Consider the following 20214-nt stretch of genomic DNA (forward strand, 5'->3'; position numbering starts at 1 on the left):
AAGGTGAACACCCGGGTTGAAACAGCGAACACCCGGGTTAGAAAGGTGAACACCCGGGTTGAAACAACGAACATCCGGGTTGAAAAAATCCAACTAATAAAACCGCACATAAAAGACATCCCGTGGAAGTTTTCCAACTTCCACGGGATGTCTTTTCTACTTTCTTTATTTCTTCTCCAACGCAATCACAAATCCTAAATACATCAACGCATTGCGTGCTTTAAATGTGTTGGACATAGCCATGCGTTCGAGTTCCACTTGGGTCATTTGGTGCTTACGCAGTTCGCCGGTTTGGGCGATTTCTTCTTTTTTGGTGATGACTTGCACGAAGCTTCGTTCCATCTGGTCGCGCAGCAGCAAGGCGCGGACAGTGGCAATGTTCTGCGTCTGGGATTGCTCGTAGCCGAAGATTTCTTTTGACAGCCAGAACAAAGCTTTCAGCGCACCGTTTTTGGTGTCGCGGATAAACGGCTTGAGCGCATTTTTCGGCTGCTCGTCTTCGAACCAGATACGCTGCATGCCGGCGCGCGGATCTTTCATGTCGAGCTGGTAATACTGGCTGACGAACTGGGCGGTTTTCGTGAACAGCGAGAACGACTGGCGGTAAACGGTCTTCAGTTGCTCGTTGCGTTCGGTGCCTGGTTCCTGCTCGAGTGCTTCGAAGAGTTTCCAGCGCAGTGCCGTAAATTCTGCGACCATCGAGTCCATGAAGGTTTCGAGGAATAAACCGTGTTCTTTATCGTCGCCTTTGTGGCGGTAATTCAGAGTATCAACTTTCATCGTTCCTTCCGGATCGACTTCATTGTTGTCATTCAGCAACAAGCGGTGCTTGGCACACCAGTCGCGGTAATCGCGTTCGCGGCCTTCGAAAAAGTTTGGCTTGTAGCCGCCTGTGATGTCGATTGGCCCGATTTCTTCGAGCATTTTCACTGCCAGCTTCAGGCGGTCTTCATACAAAGCGCGTCCGTTGGTGTTGCTGATCTTTTCTACGCCGTCGCGGATTAGGTCACGGGCTAAGTGAAGCGCTTCGGCTTTTTGGTCTTTATCGCGCAGGAACGTGGAATAAAAAATCAGTCCCCAGCCACGTTCAGCGTCTTTGCGTTCGTAGGACGGATCTTTTTCAGCTTCCGTCATTTGTTCCAAAACGTCCAGGCCGTCAAGAGAGCGTCCTACATATATCAAGACTTCTGCATAGTTCAGGCAGATTTGATTCCATATAGTCGGCGGCACTTTGCCGCGGAACTGTGCGTGAAGGCTTTCAAATAAAAACAGCTGGCGCTGCTTCATCGGGCTGTTCCACTCTTTTTGCAGTTGATGCTGAACACCCAGCTGGCTGCATTCTAAAAGAATTGCCAGTGGATAGGCAGCCTGTCCTTCCAAGCGCTTCTTCAAGTGTTCAATCACTTCTCTGAGTTTTTCCGGCTCAGTCCGAGACTTCTGAAATTCCTGCAGCAGCAATTGTGCTGCCTGGTATACTTCCTTCAAATCAAATTGCCCGTAATCATCGGATTGGGCAATGTCGTGTAATGTCGCCATGGGTAAACCTCCTTGAATAATTGCTTCTTTCTTTATTGTAACGAACTGGAAGGAAAGGGTCACGCATTGTTGTCGGAATTTTTAGGGATTAGGTAATTGTGTGGGTGCCAGGCACGCACACAATTCAACACGAATTATATTCTGAATATTTAGTAAATAACTGATGTAAAACTAACTTTCAGCTGTTAAAATGGGGGCAAGAAGTGAAACAAAACGAGTGGAGGAGTGACGATTGTGAAGAAGTTTATGGTTCCTTTTGTCCTGCTGTTGTCTTTGTTCCTGGTCCTGCCTGTTGCCGCTGCAGCTCCTGATCTGCCGGAAGACCATTTATTTTATGAGGAAATCACGTATTTGATGGAGAAAGGAGTAGTCACCGGCTACCCGGATGGTACGGTCCGCCCGGATGTAGCAGTGTCACGGGCTGAAGCGGCTGTGATGATTGCCCGCTTGAAGGGACTGGATGGTACGAAGCGGGCAACGCCGTTTCGTGACGTGCCGGCTGGCCATTATGCTAGTGGCTTCGTTGCGGCCGCTGCCGAAGCTGGCTATATCAAGGGCTACGGGGACGGCACTTTCCGTCCGAATGCCCCGATTATCCGCGGAGACATGGCTTTGATTGTGGAGCGGGTCTTTAATCTGGCTTTCACGTTCAATAGTTCATTTACGGATGTGCCAGAAAATGCGTATTACACTGGTGCCATCAGCAAGATCTTGGCGGCGAACATCACCATCGGTTATCCGGACAATACGTTCCGGCCGCGCCAGGAAGTGACGCGCGGCCAGTATTCTGCCTTTTTGGCACGGGCTTTGGAGCCGAGGTTCAAAAATGATGCGGTCATCGAAGACTCTTACCAAAAAGACAAAACCAAAGCTTACACGTATCGAATGTCTGACGGGACGACCGCTGTTCACCGGTTTGTCGATGTGCCGGACCGCGGAGGACTGAGCTACGGATTTATGTGGACAGTCGAAGTGGATGGCGATAGCTACGAATACCTGGAGCTTGAAAATCACCAGCTCTTTGCGTTCGGCTATCCGTATTCCGAGTACGATGTCGCGCTTGTTTACCCGGTTCGCCTCGGCAAGACTTTCAATACGGGATTAGGTGACGAAACCATTCTTCACACGATCACCGGCGTCAATAAAACGGTTGAAACAGAGTATAAAACTTTTACAAATGCGACAGAAGTTACGGTGCAGAGTGGCTTAAAGTACTACATGGCAGAAGGCTTCTCTACAATAAAATCAATAAATGCTCAAGGAATAGTTGAAAGTGAGTTAATTAGTGTTGAATAATGGGTATTGTGTGAGAGTGAAGGAGTGTAGGCATGAAAAAAACATTAAAATTTATGATGATTGTACTATCTTTATTTCTGGTATTTTCGGTAGCGAAACCAGCACAAGCCGCTACGGATTTGCCCGAGAGCCATCCGTTTTATGAAGAAATTACTTATTTGATGGATAAAGGCGTGGTAACCGGTTATCCGGATGGCGAAATTCGTCCAGATCAAATTGTGACCCGAGCTGAGGCTGCGGTGATGATTGGCCGTGTTAAAGGGCTGGATAAAACTCAAAAAACGACGCCATTCAAAGATGTACCGATCGGGCATTACGCCAGCGGGTATATTGCAGAAGCGGCTGAAGCCGGCTATCTCAAAGGTTACCTTAACGGCACTTACCGTCCGGAAGAACCGGTTTCCCGTGGCGACATGGCTTTGATTATCGAGCGGGTCTTTGATTTGAATTTCATTTACTTCCATGACATCAAAGATGTGCCGTACGTCACCTATTATTACGAGGCCATCTGCCGGTTGCTCGCAGCAAACATTGCCATCGGTTACCCAGACGGCACATTCCGTCCAAAGCTCGAAGTGACGCGCAGCCAATTCTCAGCGTTTTTGGCGCGAGCGTTGGAACCGGAATTCAAAAACAAAGCGTCGATTGCCAACTCCTACAAACGGGATAAAACTAAAACCTACACGTACTTGAGACACGAAAGAGGCACAAGCGTGGACCGATACGTCAAAGTTCCAGGAACTGACGGAGGAGAAGATCAATTTGTCTGGGAAACCCAAATCGGGGAAGAGCGATACCCAGAGCAGGAATACGAAACCTATAAGGAATTCGCCATCGGCTATCCGTATTCATTCCAAAATGCGCATCTCGTTTACCCGATCGAAGTCGGCAAATCCTTTGTCGCAGGCTATAATCCGGATCCGGTGTACTACACCATCACGGGCGTCGATCAAACGGTCGAAACCGAATACAAGACATTCACCAACGCCGTGGAAATCACCACGGATGATGGCGGGAAGTATTATATGGTAGAAGGTTATGCAGTGGTGAAATGGATTCAAGCAGATGGAACGATTTACTCAGAGTTGAAGAGTGTGGAATAAAGGTGGAATTATGTGAGTGCCTAAATTGTGCGGGTGCCTGGCACCCGCACAATTCAAAGAAAACAGCCAGCTTCGGCAAGAAGCTGGCTGTTTTTGTTTTATATAAGTCAGTCATAGAGTTAATTATTGTGTGGGTGCCAGGCACCCACACAATAAGACACAATTCACCTGAGTTGCATATTTCCTAAAACGGGTTTATATTATATGAGTCATCAATCATTGATGTATCAACTAATTAATCATCACAAACTAACAGATGAAAAAGGAGTACTTACACCATGCAAACTATACAGAAAACAAATGATTTCAACGAAATTGTAAACGGACGCCGCTCTATTAAGCAGTACGATCCGACGGTTAAAATCAGCCGGGAAGAGATGAGTGAAATTCTTGCTCAAGCTTCGAAAGCCCCGTCTTCGATCAATATGCAGCCGTGGCGTTTTCTGGTTATCGACAGCGCCGAAGGAAAAGAAAAACTGGCGCCACTTGCCTCGTTCAACAAGGACAAAGTGATGAGCTCATCTGCAGTCATCGCTGTTTTCGGCGATCGCCAGAACTTCGACTATGCCGAAGAAATCTACGGCAAAGCGGTAGAACATGGCTATATGCCTGAAGAAGTGAAGGAATTCCAACTGAATTATTTCAAACCTTTGTACGAAGGAATCTCCGATGAACAAATGAAGGATATCATCCTGCTTGATTCAGGTTTGGTCTCGAAGCAGCTGATGCTGGTGGCTCGCGCTTACGGCTACGACACGAACCCGATTGGCGGTTATGACAAAGAGCAGATTGCCGAAGCTTTCGGCTTGGAAAAAGAACGCTATATTCCGGTGATGCTCATTTCCATCGGCAAAGCGATGAATGAAGGCTTTCAATCGTACCGTTTGCCTGTCGATGCCATTACAACGTGGAGCTGAGATAAAGCCGGCTTAAGTTGAGTATTCAGGAGTTATGTATTATATTTGACTGGTCAATGAATAGCGGGCATGGCTATAAATTGGCTCTAACCAGTAAGGAGGTCAATTGATGTCTTGTTCATTTTCAAAGCAGGAACACATCCTGCAGCAATTCAAAGGGCTTACGAATCAAATCAGCCCAAAGTTTGAACGATGCACAGGCATTAGTGCATCGCGCTATGAATTGCTGTCCCAGCTTTATAAAACAGATGAAATCAACCAGTCGACACTTCAAAAAGCGGTCAATATAGACGGCGCGGCAATTACCCGCCATCTTAAACAATTGGAAGCAAACGGGATGGTCGCCAGACGCAGAAGCGCTTCCGATAACCGGGTGATTTTCGTCAGCCTGACAGAAGAAGGGCGGAAGCAGATTGTTGAATACCGAAAAGAAAATGAAGGATTCGTCAAACAAATGCTTCACGATTTTTCACCCGAAGAAGTAGATGCCTTGTCTGACATGCTTACCCGCATGCAAACAAATATTAGTGAATATTGATTCACAAAAATAGAAGTCAAAGGATGGTTGATTCGAATTATGATGATTATTCACGCACACCTTCAAGTAAAAGTAGACCAGGAGCAAGCCTTTTTAAAAGAAGCGAAAACGCTGGTGGAAGCATCAAGAGCGGAAGCAGGCAACATCAGCTACGATTTGATGAAGTCGACTGAAAAAGACGGCCACTTTACAATGGTCGAAGTCTGGAAAGATGCCGAATCCATTGACGCTCACAACAAGAGCGAACATTTCACAGCTTTCGGCCAGAAAGCATCAGCCTTCATGGCCGCGCCAATGGACCTGAAAGTGTTCAGCGGAGAGCCTGTACAACTTTAATATCATTACTCATTTATCGCCGCGTTGCTTCTATATGAAAGCAGCGCGGCGATTTTTTTAGATGAAGAAAGTAGTGAATTTTATTAATGAATAGGGAAATTAGACTAGTCATTGTGTATCAATGGACATATAATAAACAGAAGGAAATCAATTAGAGTTTCTAAGTGCTTATTTTACAGTGCTAAGTGTCGTCTTGTTTTACGTTCTGAAGATGTATAGCACATATAGATAGAAAAGATTGAAGGGAAGAAACCCGTGAAAGCTAAGTACATACCGGTAATCCTGTGGGGGCTATGCATCCTGCTGGCCACCAACAATTATAATTTTCAGTCCCTGCTGTTCGCCCAGGATATAAACTTCAATATTCGCCTGATCCCTAATTTTTCAGATCTGTTCATCACAAACGATATTCATTTGGACAGCAAAACCTATGTGTTTCAAAAGGTCGGCCATGCCTTGTCTTTTGGCATCCTGTTTCTCTTGCTGGCGAGAAGCATTGGGGATAACGTTAAAGCCATCATTCTATGCGGCTTGTTTGCTTTTTTCACGGAAGTTCTGCAGCTGTTCTTTGAGCGAAGCGGGAGATTGTCCGATGTGCTGATCGACATCGGAGGCGTTTACCTGGCTTACCGTCTGAGCATGACTGTAAAAGCGCAAGGTGGGGTAGTTCCAGCTTTTTGGCATACGGTCCAAAAGATAGCCGGTGCATTTGCGGACGAAAAGCCGCGCTGACCAGAATTGTACTACTACCGCCGTCTCTTAACCTTAATGGAAGAGGCGGCGGTTTTCTGTTACGAATTAAAGAATCACCAGCTCTTATATTTACATAGAAAATATAATTCTCAATACCCTTAAATTTGTATTGCGTCCTATAATTTTCCACTATATAATAAATCAACCACATATACATGGGGCAATGGGAGAGGCGGGAATAGAAGGATATGAGAGCGACAGAGATAAAGACAGCGCAACAAGTAGTCGAGGCGATCCGGCAGTTATGGGCAGGACGTTCGATTCGGGAATTGCGTCATTTTTTAGGGGAACTGGACACGGAAGAAGATTTTTACCGCTTGATTCAATTAACGGATCAGGCGGATTTATATACGTACAGCCATCTGTTGGCAATACAAGCGCATAAACGTTTCGGATCATTGCGGACTTTTGCTTGGCAATGTTCCCGACTGATGGAGACCGGGCGCAGTTTAGAAGCGGAAGAACGGATGATGGGCAGGCTGCAGGGCATCGCGTCCATCAATGATTCCACAGAAGAACTGGCGTATGCGCATCAATTGCTGCTGCGGGTATTCGCACAGTTGAACCGGCTGCCGGAAGCAAAAGCGCAGCTTGAGCGCTACGCGGAATTAAAAGGCTTTGTGTGGCCGGACCTGGAAGGTTTTTATTACATTCACAGCGGCGAATGGCAAGAAGCGGAACGGGTGTTGGAAAAAGCGGTGGACGGGGAAATCACCGAACGCAGCCAGCAAGTGCGGCTTCTTTATGCAGACGTTTTGTCAATGACCGGCCGCCCGACAGAAGCGCTAACTGTCCTTGAAGAAGGCAATAATTTGGTGCCTGGCGACTGGACATACCGGGCGGATTTGATCCGGACAAACTTCTTCCTCGGCCGCTACGAAGAAACGCTGCAATTGATGCAGCAATACAATGAAGAAAACCCGTATCATGTCCACCACAAAGGTTGGACTTACATGGCTGCGGAATGCTTGTATAAACTCGAACGCTGGGAAGAGCTGAAAAACTGGCTCAGCCGCCACCAGGAGCTGTTGGAAAAGACCATATATGGCAAAGCGGAAATCCGGCAGGACGCCAAGCGCCGCGAACTGCGATTGACGCCAAACATCCAGAAACTGAATTATTGCGTGCCGGCGTCCCTTGCTTTAATGCTCGAAGCCTATGGCATGAAAAAAGGGCAGGATGAAATCGCGGAGCATGTCTTTGATGTAACAGGCTCGGATTTACTGATGACAATGTCGTATATGGAGTCGCTCGGATTCACGGCGCGTTATTTCAGAGGCACGATCGAAGTCTATAAGCAGCTGATTGATGCCGGCATTCCGGTACTGCTCAGCATGATGATCGAAAGCAGCTCGCATGTCCAAGTGGTAATTGGCTATGATGACCGGCTGCAGGCGCTGATTATCCAGGATCCGAATGACCTCGGGCCGTTTTTAATGTCCTACGCGGATGCTGCCGATGCCTACAAGCTGACCGATTCGTTGAGCATGGTGTTTTTATTGCCGGAACAGCAAGGCATGCTGACACTGTTGGACATCAAAGAGCATGACTTTTTCAGTGAATTGTTCTCGATTTGGAGCGCTTCAGAAAAAAGTAAAGATAACAATCTCGCAGTTGATTTCTTGAAGGCGCATCCGGATGAGCGATACGGTGCGGTAATCGGGTTGGTCACGCAGTTTTCAGAAGAGGGCAAAGCGCTTCACGCGGTGTGGCTGGAAAACCTTCATCAGGACCTGGGGGCAGAAGATCCGGAAGTGGCGCTGCTTGCAGCGCACATGCATTTCCAAAAAGAAGAAAACGAAGAGGCGCTTCAAAACCTCGCACTTGTCAAAGAAAAGAACAGTCCGTATGCGCTGTTTTTAAAAGCGGCGATTTTGATGAACCGCAATCAATACCTGAAGGCCATTCCGCTGCTGAAGCGGTCAATCGAGCTGGATCATTATCAGCCGATGGCATATAGCCATTTGGCGCGCTGCTACTTGGAGACTGGCAAAATCTATCAGGCCTTCAAATGGTCGAGCATCGCGCTTGAGCAGGAGCCGACGGATGTCTTTGCCCGAATTACGCACAGCCTGATTCAGTATGAGTCGGGTGCTTATGAACAAGCGCTCGTGCGTTTCCGCGAATTGTCGGAAGAACAGCCGGAAGACGGTTATTTCATTTACGAAACAGGCCGTTGTCTGCTGGCGCTTGGCCAGGAAAAAGAGGCCATCGCAGCGTTTGAGCGGGCAAAAGACATCGACTCAAAGGAACCGTACGCTTATTTGCGCATCGCTGAAACCCATCTCGAGGCGAAAAGTTGGCAGCAGGCAGAAGCTGTTATTCGCAAAGGAATCGATAAATGCGAGAAGACCGACGTGCTGCATCAGTACTTGGGCCATATCGCGCTGGAGCAGGAGCAGTTCAAGGAAGCAGAAGCTGAATACCGCAAATCGCTCGAGTTGGATCCAAAGGATTTATTCACCGTGACGCATATCGCCCATGCGCTGCTCAAGCAGCAGAAAGTTCAGGAAGTGAGCGATTTGATCACGCACTATGCAGAGTTTGGAGACACCGATTATTTCATTCGGACGGCTGCGATGCTGTGGCAGGAATCTCCGGATGATGCCGGGAAAGTGTTGGCGCTGGACTTGCTGGAAAACGGCATGGCGCGCGAGGCGCTCGAACTCCACGAATTAACAGAGCAGTATGCAGAGTTCGGTGAAGCACCGCAGTTCAGGAGCCGTCTGATGGATACCTTTAAACGTCTGCGTGCAGAAAGTGCGGATTCATTGTTGCTGTGCTTTGAAGGTGAATTATATGAACTGGAAGATCATCAGCGTTTTGCGCAGATCCTCTACAGCCAGGCTGTAGAAAAAAATAACCTCTACTTGGCGCATTACAAGCTTGGCCTGCTTTCGGAACAAGCGGGCAACTGGGATGAAGCCTTGGCGCATCATACGAAATGCGCTAGCGCGGATTCTGGTTTCACTGCAGCTCACGAAGGAATGATGCGCTGCCATATTGCACTTGAAGACACCAAACGCGCCTTTACGGCAGCTTTGCATGTACTGGAAAATGAACCCTTGCCGCTGGATTTGGGTGAGCTGTTTGAGCTGGTTGGAAACGACACGCAGTTGAATGCTGTTGCTCAAGTGCTGGAAAAAGTGTCAGCGCAGGTGCCGGAAGAATGGCTGCTGTCGGCACAAGCCCATATGGCGGAGAAAAAAGGCGACGTTTCAGAAGCTGAGTCTTTATTCCAGCGGGCCCAAGCGGTTAACGGGGCATTGCCTTCCCGTTACCAGCATATGCAGTTTTGCGCGCGGCAAGGAGATTTGAAGCGTGCGGTGATGATGCTGGAAAGACTGATTTCCGAGCACCCGGACGAAGAAGGGTTCTATGCGGAGTATGTCCGCTTGCTGGTGGAAATGCGCAAAAGCGGTGAGCTTCAGAAGCGCCTGAAAAAATGGGTCGATGGCGAGGAGCTGGCAATGGCGCAAACCTACAGTGCGGATCAATTGGCCGAGTGGGTAGACGTCGAAGAAGAGGAAGAGCCGAAGGGCTTTTTCAGAAAGCTGCGGGACAAATCACGTCGCCTCATGATGATTTCAAACGTCATCACGCTTTACACAGAGGCAGCCAAGAACTTCAAGGACAGCGAAGTGCCTGTGATGCATTTGGCCGAATTTTATATGAGCCGCGGCATGGCAGACGATGCCGCAGACGAGCTGGAGCCATTCGTTAAACGCACCGGCCATTTCGGCGCTGCCAAGTTCCTGCTGCAGGCCACGTTGGAAGAAGCCAACGACAAAGAGTCTGAGAAGCGGCTGAACAAAGCCATTCGGCAAGCTCAGGATCTCCATGAGCAGCAGCCATCCGATTTTGAAATTGTGTTATGGCAGGGCGATATGGCGGCGGTTCAAGGGGAATTCGACCAAGCCGAAACCTACTACAAACAGGCCATCAGCTTGCACCCTTACCACAGTGAAAACTACGTCCATTTGATGCGTCTTTATGCGGAGCAGCGGCCGGAAAAAACACGGAGCTTCGAAAGCCTGTTGCCGGAAGAACTGCTGGTCAACGAATGGATTCGCCTGTCTCTTGCGATGATGTACATCACTACGGGGGATTATGCCGAAGCTACTAATCGCTTGCTTGCCTTGCAGGCAGACGAGCCGGACTATTTGCCGGCACATTACGAACTCGCCCGTGCGGTCATGGCAGCGGGCCAGTCCGCTCGCGCCAAGGAACTTCTGACTGAACTGTTTGAGCGAGACGGCGGAGATCAATTTATCATGCCCGCCTTGCACGAGGAATTATTTGAAGACATTTTGGATGAAGTTTTAGCAGTCGGAGTTTGATCTAGCTTTTAAATAAAAGCAGCGCCATTTTTGAAATCATTGGATTTCAGAGGTGGCGTTTGTTTTGTCTGGACCAGTAATTCAGTATTCAATTTCTTGATTCCCAAAAAAATGGTTGAAAACGATACACGAATTCTTCATACTTAGGTAGGAATATAGTCTTAAGGAAAATGAACCCAGTCCGATTTTAAGGAGTTGTTACACATGAAAAGCTTGTTTAAAACAATAGCAATTAGTTTTAGCGTGATTGCGTTGCTGGCAGCCGGCGGCTATTATTTTGTCATGCAGCATTCTTCACCCAATGATGAAATAACTTCCGTAGCTGAAGAAATCGAAAGCCGCGAAGTACAGGACGCCTCAGATGAAGAGAGCGTAACCCAGGCAAGTCAGGCCACAACCGGTGAAGCCGATCTAGAGGAATGGAAGCTGCAAGTGCATCTTCATCAGATGACCCATCAGAAAGTCGAAGCTGCGAAAAAAATAGGTGCAGTCGAAATGACTGCTGACAATATTGAGAATTTGCTGACCATCGTGGAGGCCAATGAAAACCATTACGAACATAGCGATTTTTATAAATCTACCTTAACTGCATGGCAACAAGGTGATTTTTCCAATGCCGTCCACGTTCATAACACCATTTGGGAATGGCATGATGGCAATGTCGGAAGAGCAACTGGGCTGATGAGCGCTGAACAGGAACAGCGTTTTGTAGAAGATACGTTTAGGTGAGTGGAAAGTTTGAGTAGGTGGAATGCTGAAGAATCTTTCAAATAGAAAAAAGCTACCTCAATTTTTCGAATTGGGATAGCTTTTTTTCTTGTTTTACCCTCTGGCTGATTTGTAATTATTGTACTCGGGCACTACAGAGCGGTCGACGTATAGATGGAAGAACCATTCTCCCGCTGATAAAACCAAAGCCGAAACTAGCCCCGGCGTGACCATTTCGATGTTTTGTCCGGTCAATAGCCAACCAATCAGCCAAATGGCAAGGAACGCCATGATGAAATCAGAAAACGTTGCAATCGTGTTGCGCGTTGATTGGTTTTCTGGTTTGCCGGCATTCAGGAAAATCATAATGTCGCCCATCGCGTATGACAAAGCCGTCAGTGCTAAACTGATCAGCATAGTATCAACGAACGGGACATCAAAAAGCAAGGTTAAGACAATTAATAAGACTGCGGCCACCATAACGAATTTAAGTGCAAGTGCAAGTAGATGTCTCAAAGGCTTCTCCTCCTTGTATAAATTCTAGTTATCAGAAATTTACCCGTTTTTTACTGGGAGTATGCCAATATTTGAAAATAACAGTATGGAGAATAGCTTCATCACTATCCAAAAAACATCCGGAAGGCCAAAATAGTGGTCTTCCGGATGTCTATGTGTGGATTAGCGTACATTCATTTCATTCGGGTGAGCGCCTTTGCGGCGGTCTTTGTTAAGTCCATCGATTTCATTAACTTCGGATTCCGTCAATTCGAAATCAAATACATCAAAGTTTTCCTCAATGCGTGACGGCGTAACAGATTTCGGGATAACAATCGTCCCGTTTTGCAGGTGCCAGCGCAAGACCACTTGAGCCGGTGATTTTCCTTTGGCTTCAGCGATTTTCTGGATGGTTTCATCCTGCAAGACTTCGCCGCCCTGGTCAAGCGGGCTCCAGGCTTCAACAAAAATATCATGCTTGGCACAGAACTCTTTCAATTCGTTTTGTGCCAGGTAAGGATGGCATTCTACCTGGTTCAAGACCGGTGGAATTTCACATTCAGCAAGCAAACGCTCAAGATGCTCGATTTCAAAGTTGCAGACACCGATCGCTTTCACGCGGCCGTCTTTATAAAGTTGTTCCATCGCTTTATAAGTTTCAATATACGTATCAAATTGCGGAGTCGGCCAGTGGATCAAGTACAGGTCGACATAGTCGAGGCCGAGGCGTTCCAAGCTTTCATCAAATGCACGCAAAGTTGCGTCATATCCTTGGTCGCTATTCCAGACTTTCGTCGTGATGAACAAATCTTCGCGCGGCACAGAAGTTTCTTTTAATGCTTTGCCGACGCCTTTTTCATTCTTGTAGATCATCGCTGTATCGATGGACGTATAGCCCGTCTCAAGCGCTTTCGCTACAGCATCCGTCGCCTTGTCGTCTTCAACTTGCCAGACGCCAAAGCCGAGCTGTGGCATTTTTAACCCATTATTCAATGTAATAAAATCCATTTAGCATTTCTCCTTTTGAATTAATTCTTCATCATCACTAGATTATAGCTTTACCCTTTAGTTCGCAACTCTAAGCATTTTTTTGAAGGAATCCCTGTGCCAGTGTCGAAATAGTTTTTTGAGAGGAGTTGAAAGCCATGAGCATGCAAAAAATTGTAGAAGCGGATTTGGTGCGCGATGAGTATGGCAACTACTACAAAGTGGTCGGCACTCACAGAGACGAGGAAAAGCTGACGGCTCTTGAAGTCTCAAATCTATATTTCGAAAAATCCTTCGAAGCCAGCACCCACAACCTGGACGACAACTATCAAGAAAAGCCTTTCGGCGTCTATATCCAGGACCAAGTCAATGCCTACATCGAAGGCATCCAAAACAACGAACGGCCGATCTACGGCATCCGCGACTTGATGGTCAACCGCATCAGTGTATACGCAGTCGACATCACCAAGCCGCATCCAAAACGGAATCAGACCGTGTAAGCAGGACATCAAGCCATCGCCGGACTCTTTGTGAGTCCGGCGATGGCTTTTTTTATGGGGTGGAAAGTATTTTAGAGGGAGTAGCAAGTATATGTGATCGTATGGAAAGTATGTAGAAGGAAATAGAAAGTATTTAGCCGCAAACAGAAAGTATATCCAGTTAATTGGAAGAAAAGAACCGCTTAGAAGGCCTGATTTCAAAAATACGATCCATTCGAGTCGAAATACAGTCCAATAAACACGAAATACAATCCATTGTGAAACAAATACATTCCATAATGAAAGAAATACGATCCATAAGCGGAAAGCGCAGACCTGCGCTTTCCTTGGGTTGGGCATTCAGTGTTTTACAGCTCCAAGTACGATGATTAGTTCGTCCGGCAACGGGTAAAGTATAGCAACTACGTACCAGGAGGGATTCATCATGACTAGAAATGACGCAGACGGAAGCAATCGGAATCACCAGGCAGACGGCGAAGAATCGACGTTCGACAAAGTCGTCAAAAAAACAAGTGAGATGCTGAGCGGCAGCGACGAAGGCTGGGAATCCGCCGGCAAAAATGATACACGCGAAGTAACTGACACTCAGAACGCCCCAGATGAAGGAGCAGGAGACGTACCGACAGAAGACAAAGTCATCCGCGATCCACAAACAGGTGAAGAAACGTTTGTGAAGAATGATAATAAGAAATGGTCTCGAAAAACAGACTAAAGAAAGCCCATTCCTCTGTTTGGAATGGGTTTTCTGTGTTCATTTATGATAAACTTTTTCTATAGGAAATTAATAGAATATTTAATTTTTAATTGAAAAATATAGTTTATTCGGCAGAAGGGGAGAGATGGCAATGGTCAATAAAATAGAGCGGATCCAACAGGAAGCCTTGCAGCGGTATTTGGCATTTGAAGAAGAACGCAGAGAAGAAAGGCGCGCGGCAACACCGAAGGAACGGATGATGACGCGGTCGAGCATTATCAACCATCATGACAATTTGGCGATGGAACGCATCATTAACCAAAGCGACTTGTTTCCGATTGCGCATTTGCAGGCGGGATTGAATGTCAGTAAATCGGTCTGCCGCATCTCGATTCGCAGCCGTTCCGGTCAATTGCAAAGCTACGGTACCGGATTTTTGGTCGCGCCCAATTTATTGCTGACCAATAACCATGTACTTGAAACGGCGGAAGCAGCGATGTATGCAGTAGCGGAATTCAATTATGAAGACGATGTCGACTTTATGCCGCTCGAAATCATCAGCTTCCGGCTGGATCCGGAAGCGCTTTTCATTACCGACAAGGCGCTCGATTTCACTTTGGTAGCGGTTGAAGAAACCAACCTGCATGCTATCCCGTTGGCGGATTTTGGTTATTTGCCGCTGCTGCCGAAGCCTGGGAAAATCCTGGAAGGCGAATACGTGTCCATCATCCAGCATCCGAATGGCGGCCCAAAAGCGATCACCATCCGTGAAAACGAAGTCAAATTCATTTCTTCTGATTTTGTCCATTACGTCAGTGATACAGAACCGGGTTCTTCAGGTTCGCCGGTATTCAACGATCAATGGGTGGTCGTGGCGCTGCATCATGCGGGCATTCCGGATCCGAAAGACAGCAGCAAGTGGATTGCCAATGAAGGCATCCGCATCAGCTCGATCATCCGTCATCTCATCCAAATCCGGAGCGCCTTGGAAAATGAACGCTCGCGTGAACTAGTGGATCAGCTGCTCGCTGTCGTCATGCCTGGATCGGTTTCAGAGCCGATGGAAGTAGGCGTTTTAGCAGAAGACTGGTACGCGGACGCTTCAGGCTATGATCCTGTGTTTCTGGGCAGCGAGTTCGAAGTGCCGCTGCCGGCTTTGGGAGAAGTGCTGCTTCGAGATGCGGCACAGACGACTGATGGCAAAACGGTCCTTGAATACACGCATTTCTCGATTGCTATGAGCAAGTCGCGGCGGCTGGCGTTCTATACTGCCGTCAACATCGACGGCAATCAGCTGGTGGACGTTAAGCGCGGCAACGACCGCTGGTATTTCGACCCGCGGATTGACGAAGCTTATCAGATCGGACCCGAGTTCTACAAATCCAACGACATTGACCGCGGTCACCTGGTGCGCCGGCGTGATCCGAATTGGGGGATCGATGCGGTAAAGGCCAATGAGCATACTTTCCATTTCACTAATTGTTCGCCGCAGCATAAGAATTTTAACCAAAAAGCATGGCTCGATTTGGAAGATTACCTGCTGGACAATGCCCGCGATCAGGAAATGAAGATTTCGGTCTTCACGGGTCCGGTATTCCGTGATGACGACATCACTTACCGAGATGCGCAGATTCCGGATCAATTCTGGAAAGTTGCGGTGATGCTCAAAGAGGGAGCTTCGCTTTCGGCTACAGCATATCTGCAGACCCAGGAAGATTTGATTGGCGGGAATCTGGAATTCGTGTACGGCCAATTTGCGACTTATCAAGTGCCGATTGCACAAATCGAAGAGCTGACGGGGCTTGATTTCGGAGAGCTTCGAAACCATGATCCGCTGGCGGAAGGGCAAGTGGCCAAAGTGCAAAGTGCGGAGGATATCCGTGTATGAAAACGATTCTGGAACTTGAAAATGTGACACGCCGAAGAGACGATAAACTGCTGTTGAAAGATGTCAATTGGCGGGTCCAAAGAGGTGAGCATTGGGTATTATATGGCTTGAATGGAGCTGGCAAAACCTCGCTGCTGGATCTGATCAACGCCTATTTCTTTCCAACAGAAGGAAAAGTCACGGTGCTCGGCTTGGAATTTGGCAAAACGTATTTGGCCGAAAAGCTGCGCAGCCAAATCGGTTTCGTATCTGCATCGGTTCAGCAGAAATTGCCGACCTATGACAATGCCTATGAAGTGGTGCTGAGCGGAGCGTTTGCTTCGCTTGGCCTGTATCAGGAAACGACAGAAGAAATCGACCAAAAAGGCGTGGAGATTTTGCGAGATCTCGGTTGTCTTGATTACGCCAACCGAAATTACCATACCTTGTCACAAGGCGAAAAGCAGCGTGTGCTGATCGGCCGCGCGTTAATGGCCGATCCGGAGTTGCTCATACTCGACGAACCGACAGCAGGCCTCGACTTTATTGCCCGAGAAGAGCTGCTCGAGTCGATCGCAACCATTGCCCAAAAACCGGATGGTCCAACTATCATCTACGTCACTCATCATATAGAAGAAATTTTGCCGGAATTCAATAAAACCTTATTGCTGAAAGCAGGCGAAGTCTTTGCATCCGGCGACACCGCCGAGCTCATCACCAGTGAACGGCTTTCCGATTTCTTCGACATGCCGGTAAACGTCGTCTGGAGCAACGGGCGTCCGTTGCTGTCAAAAGCCAAAAGCTGACTGGATAAGGATGGGGTCCCAAGCAAAACCCGCTTGGGACCGAAAATGCTACTTTAAGCGGAAAGCGCAGACCTGCGCTTTCCTTGTTTTAGGCATACAGTCAGTTTTCGGTCTTTGGCATGTATTTTACCTCGGTTGGACAGTATTTTCTTTCAACAGACAGTATTTGCAGAGATTTGGACTGTATATCGCCTGACTTGGACTGTATATCCATTTAGAGGAAAAAAGAGAGTGAAAACTAATTTTATTGCCGGAATATGCTACGTCAACGAACTAAACCTTGCCTGCCAAGAAGTCCTCTTGCCGGAGCGAGGTTTTATTCGGTTAGAAATGATTTTAAAAATATCTGAACTATCTGTCAACTATGATAAACTGTCGATAGACAGCCCAGATTCTCACATGTTTAAAATCACTCGAATGGGAGGACTTGCTATGGCAGACGGCATTCACAAGATTTTAGAGGAACGAGGGATTCAGGTACCGGAGGCGCATCAGCAAATGCTGGCGCAGCAGATGCAAGCGGTACAGCAATTGCGTGAGACGGTGGACAATTCACAGCTGAAGGATTTCGATATGGCGCTGACGCATGTGCCGGGAGGTGAGCGGCCATGAATGAAGAATTGGCAGCGCAATCGATTGGAGAATTGGCACCGAAGCTGCGCGACAAGCAAGTATCGCCGGTTGAATTAACAGAGGCGATACTCTCGAATGTCGATGCTTACGACAGCGACATCAACGCTTTTATTCGCGTGCAAAAAGAACAGGCGCTGGAATCAGCGAGGCAGGCGGAGCAGGAAATCCAAAGCGGCAATTACCGCGGCTTCCTGCACGGCATTCCGATGGCGCTAAAGGATATTTTGTATTTCAAGGACGAGCCGGCGACGATGGGTTCGAAAATCCATGAAGGGTTTATTGCCGATTTTGATGCGACTGTTGTTTCAAAACTTAAACTATCGGGCGTGACCTTTCACGGCAAGCTCAATATGCACGAGTATGCCTGGGGCGCGACAACGACCAATCCGCATTACGGCGCCTGCAAAAATCCATGGGACCTCAGCAAAATTCCGGGCGGCTCGAGTGGCGGTTCGGGAGCGGCAGTGGCGGCGAATATGTCGATTGCCTCGCTTGGTACGGACACCGGCGGTTCGATCCGAATTCCGGCATCAAGCTGCGGCATCATCGGCCTGAAGCCGACCCACGGCCGCATCAGCAAGTACGGCTGTTTTCCGCTGTCATGGACCCTTGATCATATCGGTCCGATGACAAAAACCGTTTTTGACGCCGCGCTCCTTTTAGAGGTGCTCGGCGGCTACGATCCGAAAGACCCGACCTCAATCGACCGTCCGACTCAGAACTATTCCGGAGGGTTAAATGAAGACGTCAAAGGGCTCGTCATCGGCATCGAAGAAAGCTATTTTTTCAAGAATGTCGACAACCGTGTCAATGAAGCGGTGCAGAATGCACTTCAGCAGCTCGAGAAGCTGGGTGCGCGGATCGAACCCGTACGGATTCCGTCGCTTGCGCAGGCAGAATTTGCAGAACTTGTCACCATCACGACCGAAGCAAGCGCTGTTCATCATGACAACCTCGTCAAACAGCCGGAGAAATTTGGCGAGGATGTCCGCTTTCTGCTGGAAGTGGGCGAGTTGATGTCCGGCGTTGATTACGTGCAGGCTCAACAGATTCGCCGCAAGCTGGATCTCGATTTTGCGGCGGCGTTTGAAAAAGTGGACGTGCTTATTTCGCCCACGCTGCCGTTCCTGTCCCCGCCAATCGGTGACAGCACTGTCGACATCAACGGCCAGGCGCTGAGCTTTTTGGATGAAGTCATCCGCTTTACCGGACCCGGCAACCTCACCGGCTTGCCGGCACTCAGCATTCCGTGTGGCGTCCGCGACGGCTTGCCGATTGGCCTTCAGATTATGGGTCCTGCTTTCCAGGAGGAAAAAGTTTTACACGTTGCCTATGCGATTGAGAAGCTAGAGCTTATGAAAGGCCAGAAGCCAAGTATGAAGGCGATCGGTTAACTCGTTGCGGGTGGAATGCGATTGATAGTCGCAGGAATACGATTCACAGCGAATAAAACACGTTCCACAGCACAGTAAATACGTTTCTGAAGCGGAAAGCGCAGGCTTGCGCTTTCCTGGTTTTGGGCATTTAAAGGGTTTTTTTGTTTTGGAAAGTAATTTACTCCTAATAGAAAGTATTTATGCTTAAACAGTAAGTAACTGCAGCAAAAGTGAAAGTATTTAACTGAACACAGAAAGTATATCCATTTAACTGGAAAAATATCGTTGTTTCTACTCTGAAAACAAGAGGAAAAGGTGATGACAAGTGGCAAACACACATAAGTTTCCGGAAGAGCGCGTACATTACACTTGGGATAAGGACCCGCAGCCGGTGCTGACAATCGACAGCGGGGATCAGGTGGATTTCTCTACAAGGGAAGTGGCGGACGATCAATTCAATAAAGATTCCACCACAGAAGATATTGCTACACTTGACTGGGCGAAAGTGTACCCGCTCGCAGGGCCGGTAGAAATCCGAGGCGCAGAACCAGGAGACACGCTGGAAGTGGAAATCCTCGATTTAACGCCCGGCACCTGGGGATGGATGGCGATTCTGCCGGGACTCGGCCTGTTGCCGGAAGAATTTTCGGATGCCTATTTACGAACCTTTGATTTGAGCGATGGTGAATCTATTCATTTTAGCGAAAATATCAAAGTACCAATCACCCCATTTCTTGGGACTATGGGTGTAGGCCCAGCAAATGCAGAAGGCCAAGCCATCATGCCGCCCGGAACTTTTGGCGGCAATATGGATACGCGGCAACTGACCATTGGTACAAAACTCTACTTGCCGGTGCAGGTGAAGGGTGCCATGTTCAGTTGTGGAGATGCCCATGCTGCACAAGGTGATGGGGAAGTCTGTGTAACAGCACTCGAATGCCCGATGCAAGTATCCCTGAAATTCCGCCTCATTAAAGGGAAATCAATTCCGGCCCCGCAATTCCAGACTGCCGGAGCGCTGACGCCAAAAGTTGATCACAAAGGATTCTACGGCACAACCGGCGTGGGGCCTGACTTGATGGAAGGCGCACGCGACGCCATCCGCGCCATGGTGGATCACATTTCCGAAAATTATGGCCTTGAGCCGAAAGATGCCTACTTATTGTGCAGCTTGTGCGTCGACCTGAAAATCTCTGAGATCGTCGACGCTGGTCAATATGTGGTCAGTGCTTTACTGCCGCTCGCGGTTTTTCAAGAAAAGGAATAAAGGAAGGAACGCTGTCCAAACAGGCAGCGTTCTTTTTCCTATTTCAAAAAAAACTTACATAA

General features: G+C 48.1%; 18 protein-coding genes. 15 read left to right on the top strand and 3 right to left on the bottom strand.

The window, feature by feature from the left end; all coding sequences use genetic code 11:
* Window positions 1–165: 165 nt before the first annotated feature.
* Entirely contained in the window at window positions 166–1536 is a 1371-nt protein-coding gene (locus FQV26_RS04495; RefSeq protein WP_146556166.1) for an LA2681 family HEPN domain-containing protein, read from the bottom strand.
* A 234-nt stretch (window positions 1537–1770) separates the two neighbouring features.
* On the opposite strand from FQV26_RS04495, the gene FQV26_RS04500 reads away from it, so the two are divergent.
* The 8 genes from FQV26_RS04500 (at window position 1771) to FQV26_RS04535 (ending at window position 11548) form a co-directional block, all read left to right on the top strand.
* The gene (locus tag FQV26_RS04500) at window positions 1771–2832 is read left to right on the top strand and encodes an S-layer homology domain-containing protein (RefSeq protein ID WP_146556167.1); all 1062 of its coding nucleotides are present in this window, start codon (window positions 1771–1773) and stop codon (window positions 2830–2832) included.
* Window positions 2833–2864: 32 nt separating this feature from the next.
* Window positions 2865–3935 (top strand): S-layer homology domain-containing protein, encoded by a 1071-nt coding sequence (locus FQV26_RS04505; protein ID WP_146556168.1) that lies wholly within the window; start codon window positions 2865–2867, stop codon window positions 3933–3935.
* A 278-nt stretch (window positions 3936–4213) separates the two neighbouring features.
* Window positions 4214–4852 carry a nitroreductase family protein gene (locus tag FQV26_RS04510; RefSeq protein ID WP_146556169.1) on the top strand — a complete coding sequence of 213 codons (639 nt, stop codon included), beginning with the start codon at window positions 4214–4216 and terminating at the stop codon, window positions 4850–4852.
* 109 nt (window positions 4853–4961) lie between these two features.
* Complete coding sequence (locus tag FQV26_RS04515) at window positions 4962–5390, top strand: MarR family winged helix-turn-helix transcriptional regulator (protein WP_146556170.1); 429 nt, start codon at window positions 4962–4964, stop codon at window positions 5388–5390.
* A 39-nt stretch (window positions 5391–5429) separates the two neighbouring features.
* The gene (locus FQV26_RS04520) at window positions 5430–5726 is read left to right on the top strand and encodes a putative quinol monooxygenase (protein WP_146556171.1); all 297 of its coding nucleotides are present in this window, start codon (window positions 5430–5432) and stop codon (window positions 5724–5726) included.
* Window positions 5727–5981: 255 nt separating this feature from the next.
* A complete protein-coding gene (locus FQV26_RS04525; protein WP_146556172.1) occupies window positions 5982–6458 on the top strand; it encodes a VanZ family protein in 477 nt (158 codons plus the stop codon).
* Window positions 6459–6667: 209 nt separating this feature from the next.
* Window positions 6668–10819, top strand: coding sequence for a tetratricopeptide repeat protein (locus tag FQV26_RS04530; protein ID WP_146556173.1), 4152 nt, complete (start codon window positions 6668–6670; stop codon window positions 10817–10819).
* Between the two features lie 204 nt (window positions 10820–11023).
* Window positions 11024–11548: a DUF6241 domain-containing protein gene (locus tag FQV26_RS04535; RefSeq protein WP_146556174.1), complete on the top strand. Its 525-nt coding sequence runs from the start codon at window positions 11024–11026 to the stop codon at window positions 11546–11548.
* A 93-nt stretch (window positions 11549–11641) separates the two neighbouring features.
* Here FQV26_RS04535 and FQV26_RS04540 read toward each other — a convergent pair whose 3' ends face one another.
* Both FQV26_RS04540 and FQV26_RS04545 read right to left on the bottom strand, forming a co-directional pair.
* Entirely contained in the window at window positions 11642–12043 is a 402-nt protein-coding gene (locus FQV26_RS04540; protein WP_146556175.1) for a DUF2512 family protein, read from the bottom strand.
* A gap of 162 nt (window positions 12044–12205) precedes the next feature.
* Window positions 12206–13030 carry an aldo/keto reductase gene (locus FQV26_RS04545; protein WP_146556176.1) on the bottom strand — a complete coding sequence of 275 codons (825 nt, stop codon included), beginning with the start codon at window positions 13028–13030 and terminating at the stop codon, window positions 12206–12208.
* A gap of 137 nt (window positions 13031–13167) precedes the next feature.
* Between FQV26_RS04545 and FQV26_RS04550 the strand changes: the two genes are divergently transcribed.
* From FQV26_RS04550 to FQV26_RS04580, 7 genes are all read left to right on the top strand, one after another.
* On the top strand, window positions 13168–13509 hold the full coding sequence (locus FQV26_RS04550; RefSeq protein WP_146556177.1) for a hypothetical protein: 342 nt from the start codon (window positions 13168–13170) through the stop codon (window positions 13507–13509).
* A gap of 424 nt (window positions 13510–13933) precedes the next feature.
* The gene (locus tag FQV26_RS04555) at window positions 13934–14221 is read left to right on the top strand and encodes a hypothetical protein (protein ID WP_146556178.1); all 288 of its coding nucleotides are present in this window, start codon (window positions 13934–13936) and stop codon (window positions 14219–14221) included.
* Window positions 14222–14354: 133 nt separating this feature from the next.
* Window positions 14355–16091 (top strand): DNA/RNA non-specific endonuclease, encoded by a 1737-nt coding sequence (locus tag FQV26_RS04560; RefSeq protein WP_146556179.1) that lies wholly within the window; start codon window positions 14355–14357, stop codon window positions 16089–16091.
* Window positions 16088–16876, top strand: coding sequence for an ABC transporter ATP-binding protein (locus FQV26_RS04565; protein WP_146556180.1), 789 nt, complete (start codon window positions 16088–16090; stop codon window positions 16874–16876). Before FQV26_RS04560 ends, FQV26_RS04565 begins: the two co-directional genes overlap by 4 nt.
* 231 nt (window positions 16877–17107) lie before the next feature.
* On the top strand, window positions 17108–17488 hold the full coding sequence (locus FQV26_RS18915; RefSeq protein ID WP_146556181.1) for a hypothetical protein: 381 nt from the start codon (window positions 17108–17110) through the stop codon (window positions 17486–17488).
* Window positions 17485–18903, top strand: a complete 1419-nt coding sequence (locus tag FQV26_RS04575; RefSeq protein ID WP_146556182.1) for an amidase — start codon at window positions 17485–17487, stop codon at window positions 18901–18903. The genes FQV26_RS18915 and FQV26_RS04575 overlap by 4 nt, the downstream gene beginning before the upstream one ends.
* Window positions 18904–19210: 307 nt before the next feature.
* Window positions 19211–20152, top strand: a complete 942-nt coding sequence (locus FQV26_RS04580; RefSeq protein WP_146556183.1) for an acetamidase/formamidase family protein — start codon at window positions 19211–19213, stop codon at window positions 20150–20152.
* Window positions 20153–20214: the final 62 nt, after the last annotated feature.

The organism is Planococcus sp. CPCC 101016 (assembly GCF_007859295.1).
GTDB lineage: Bacteria > Bacillota > Bacilli > Bacillales_A > Planococcaceae > Planococcus.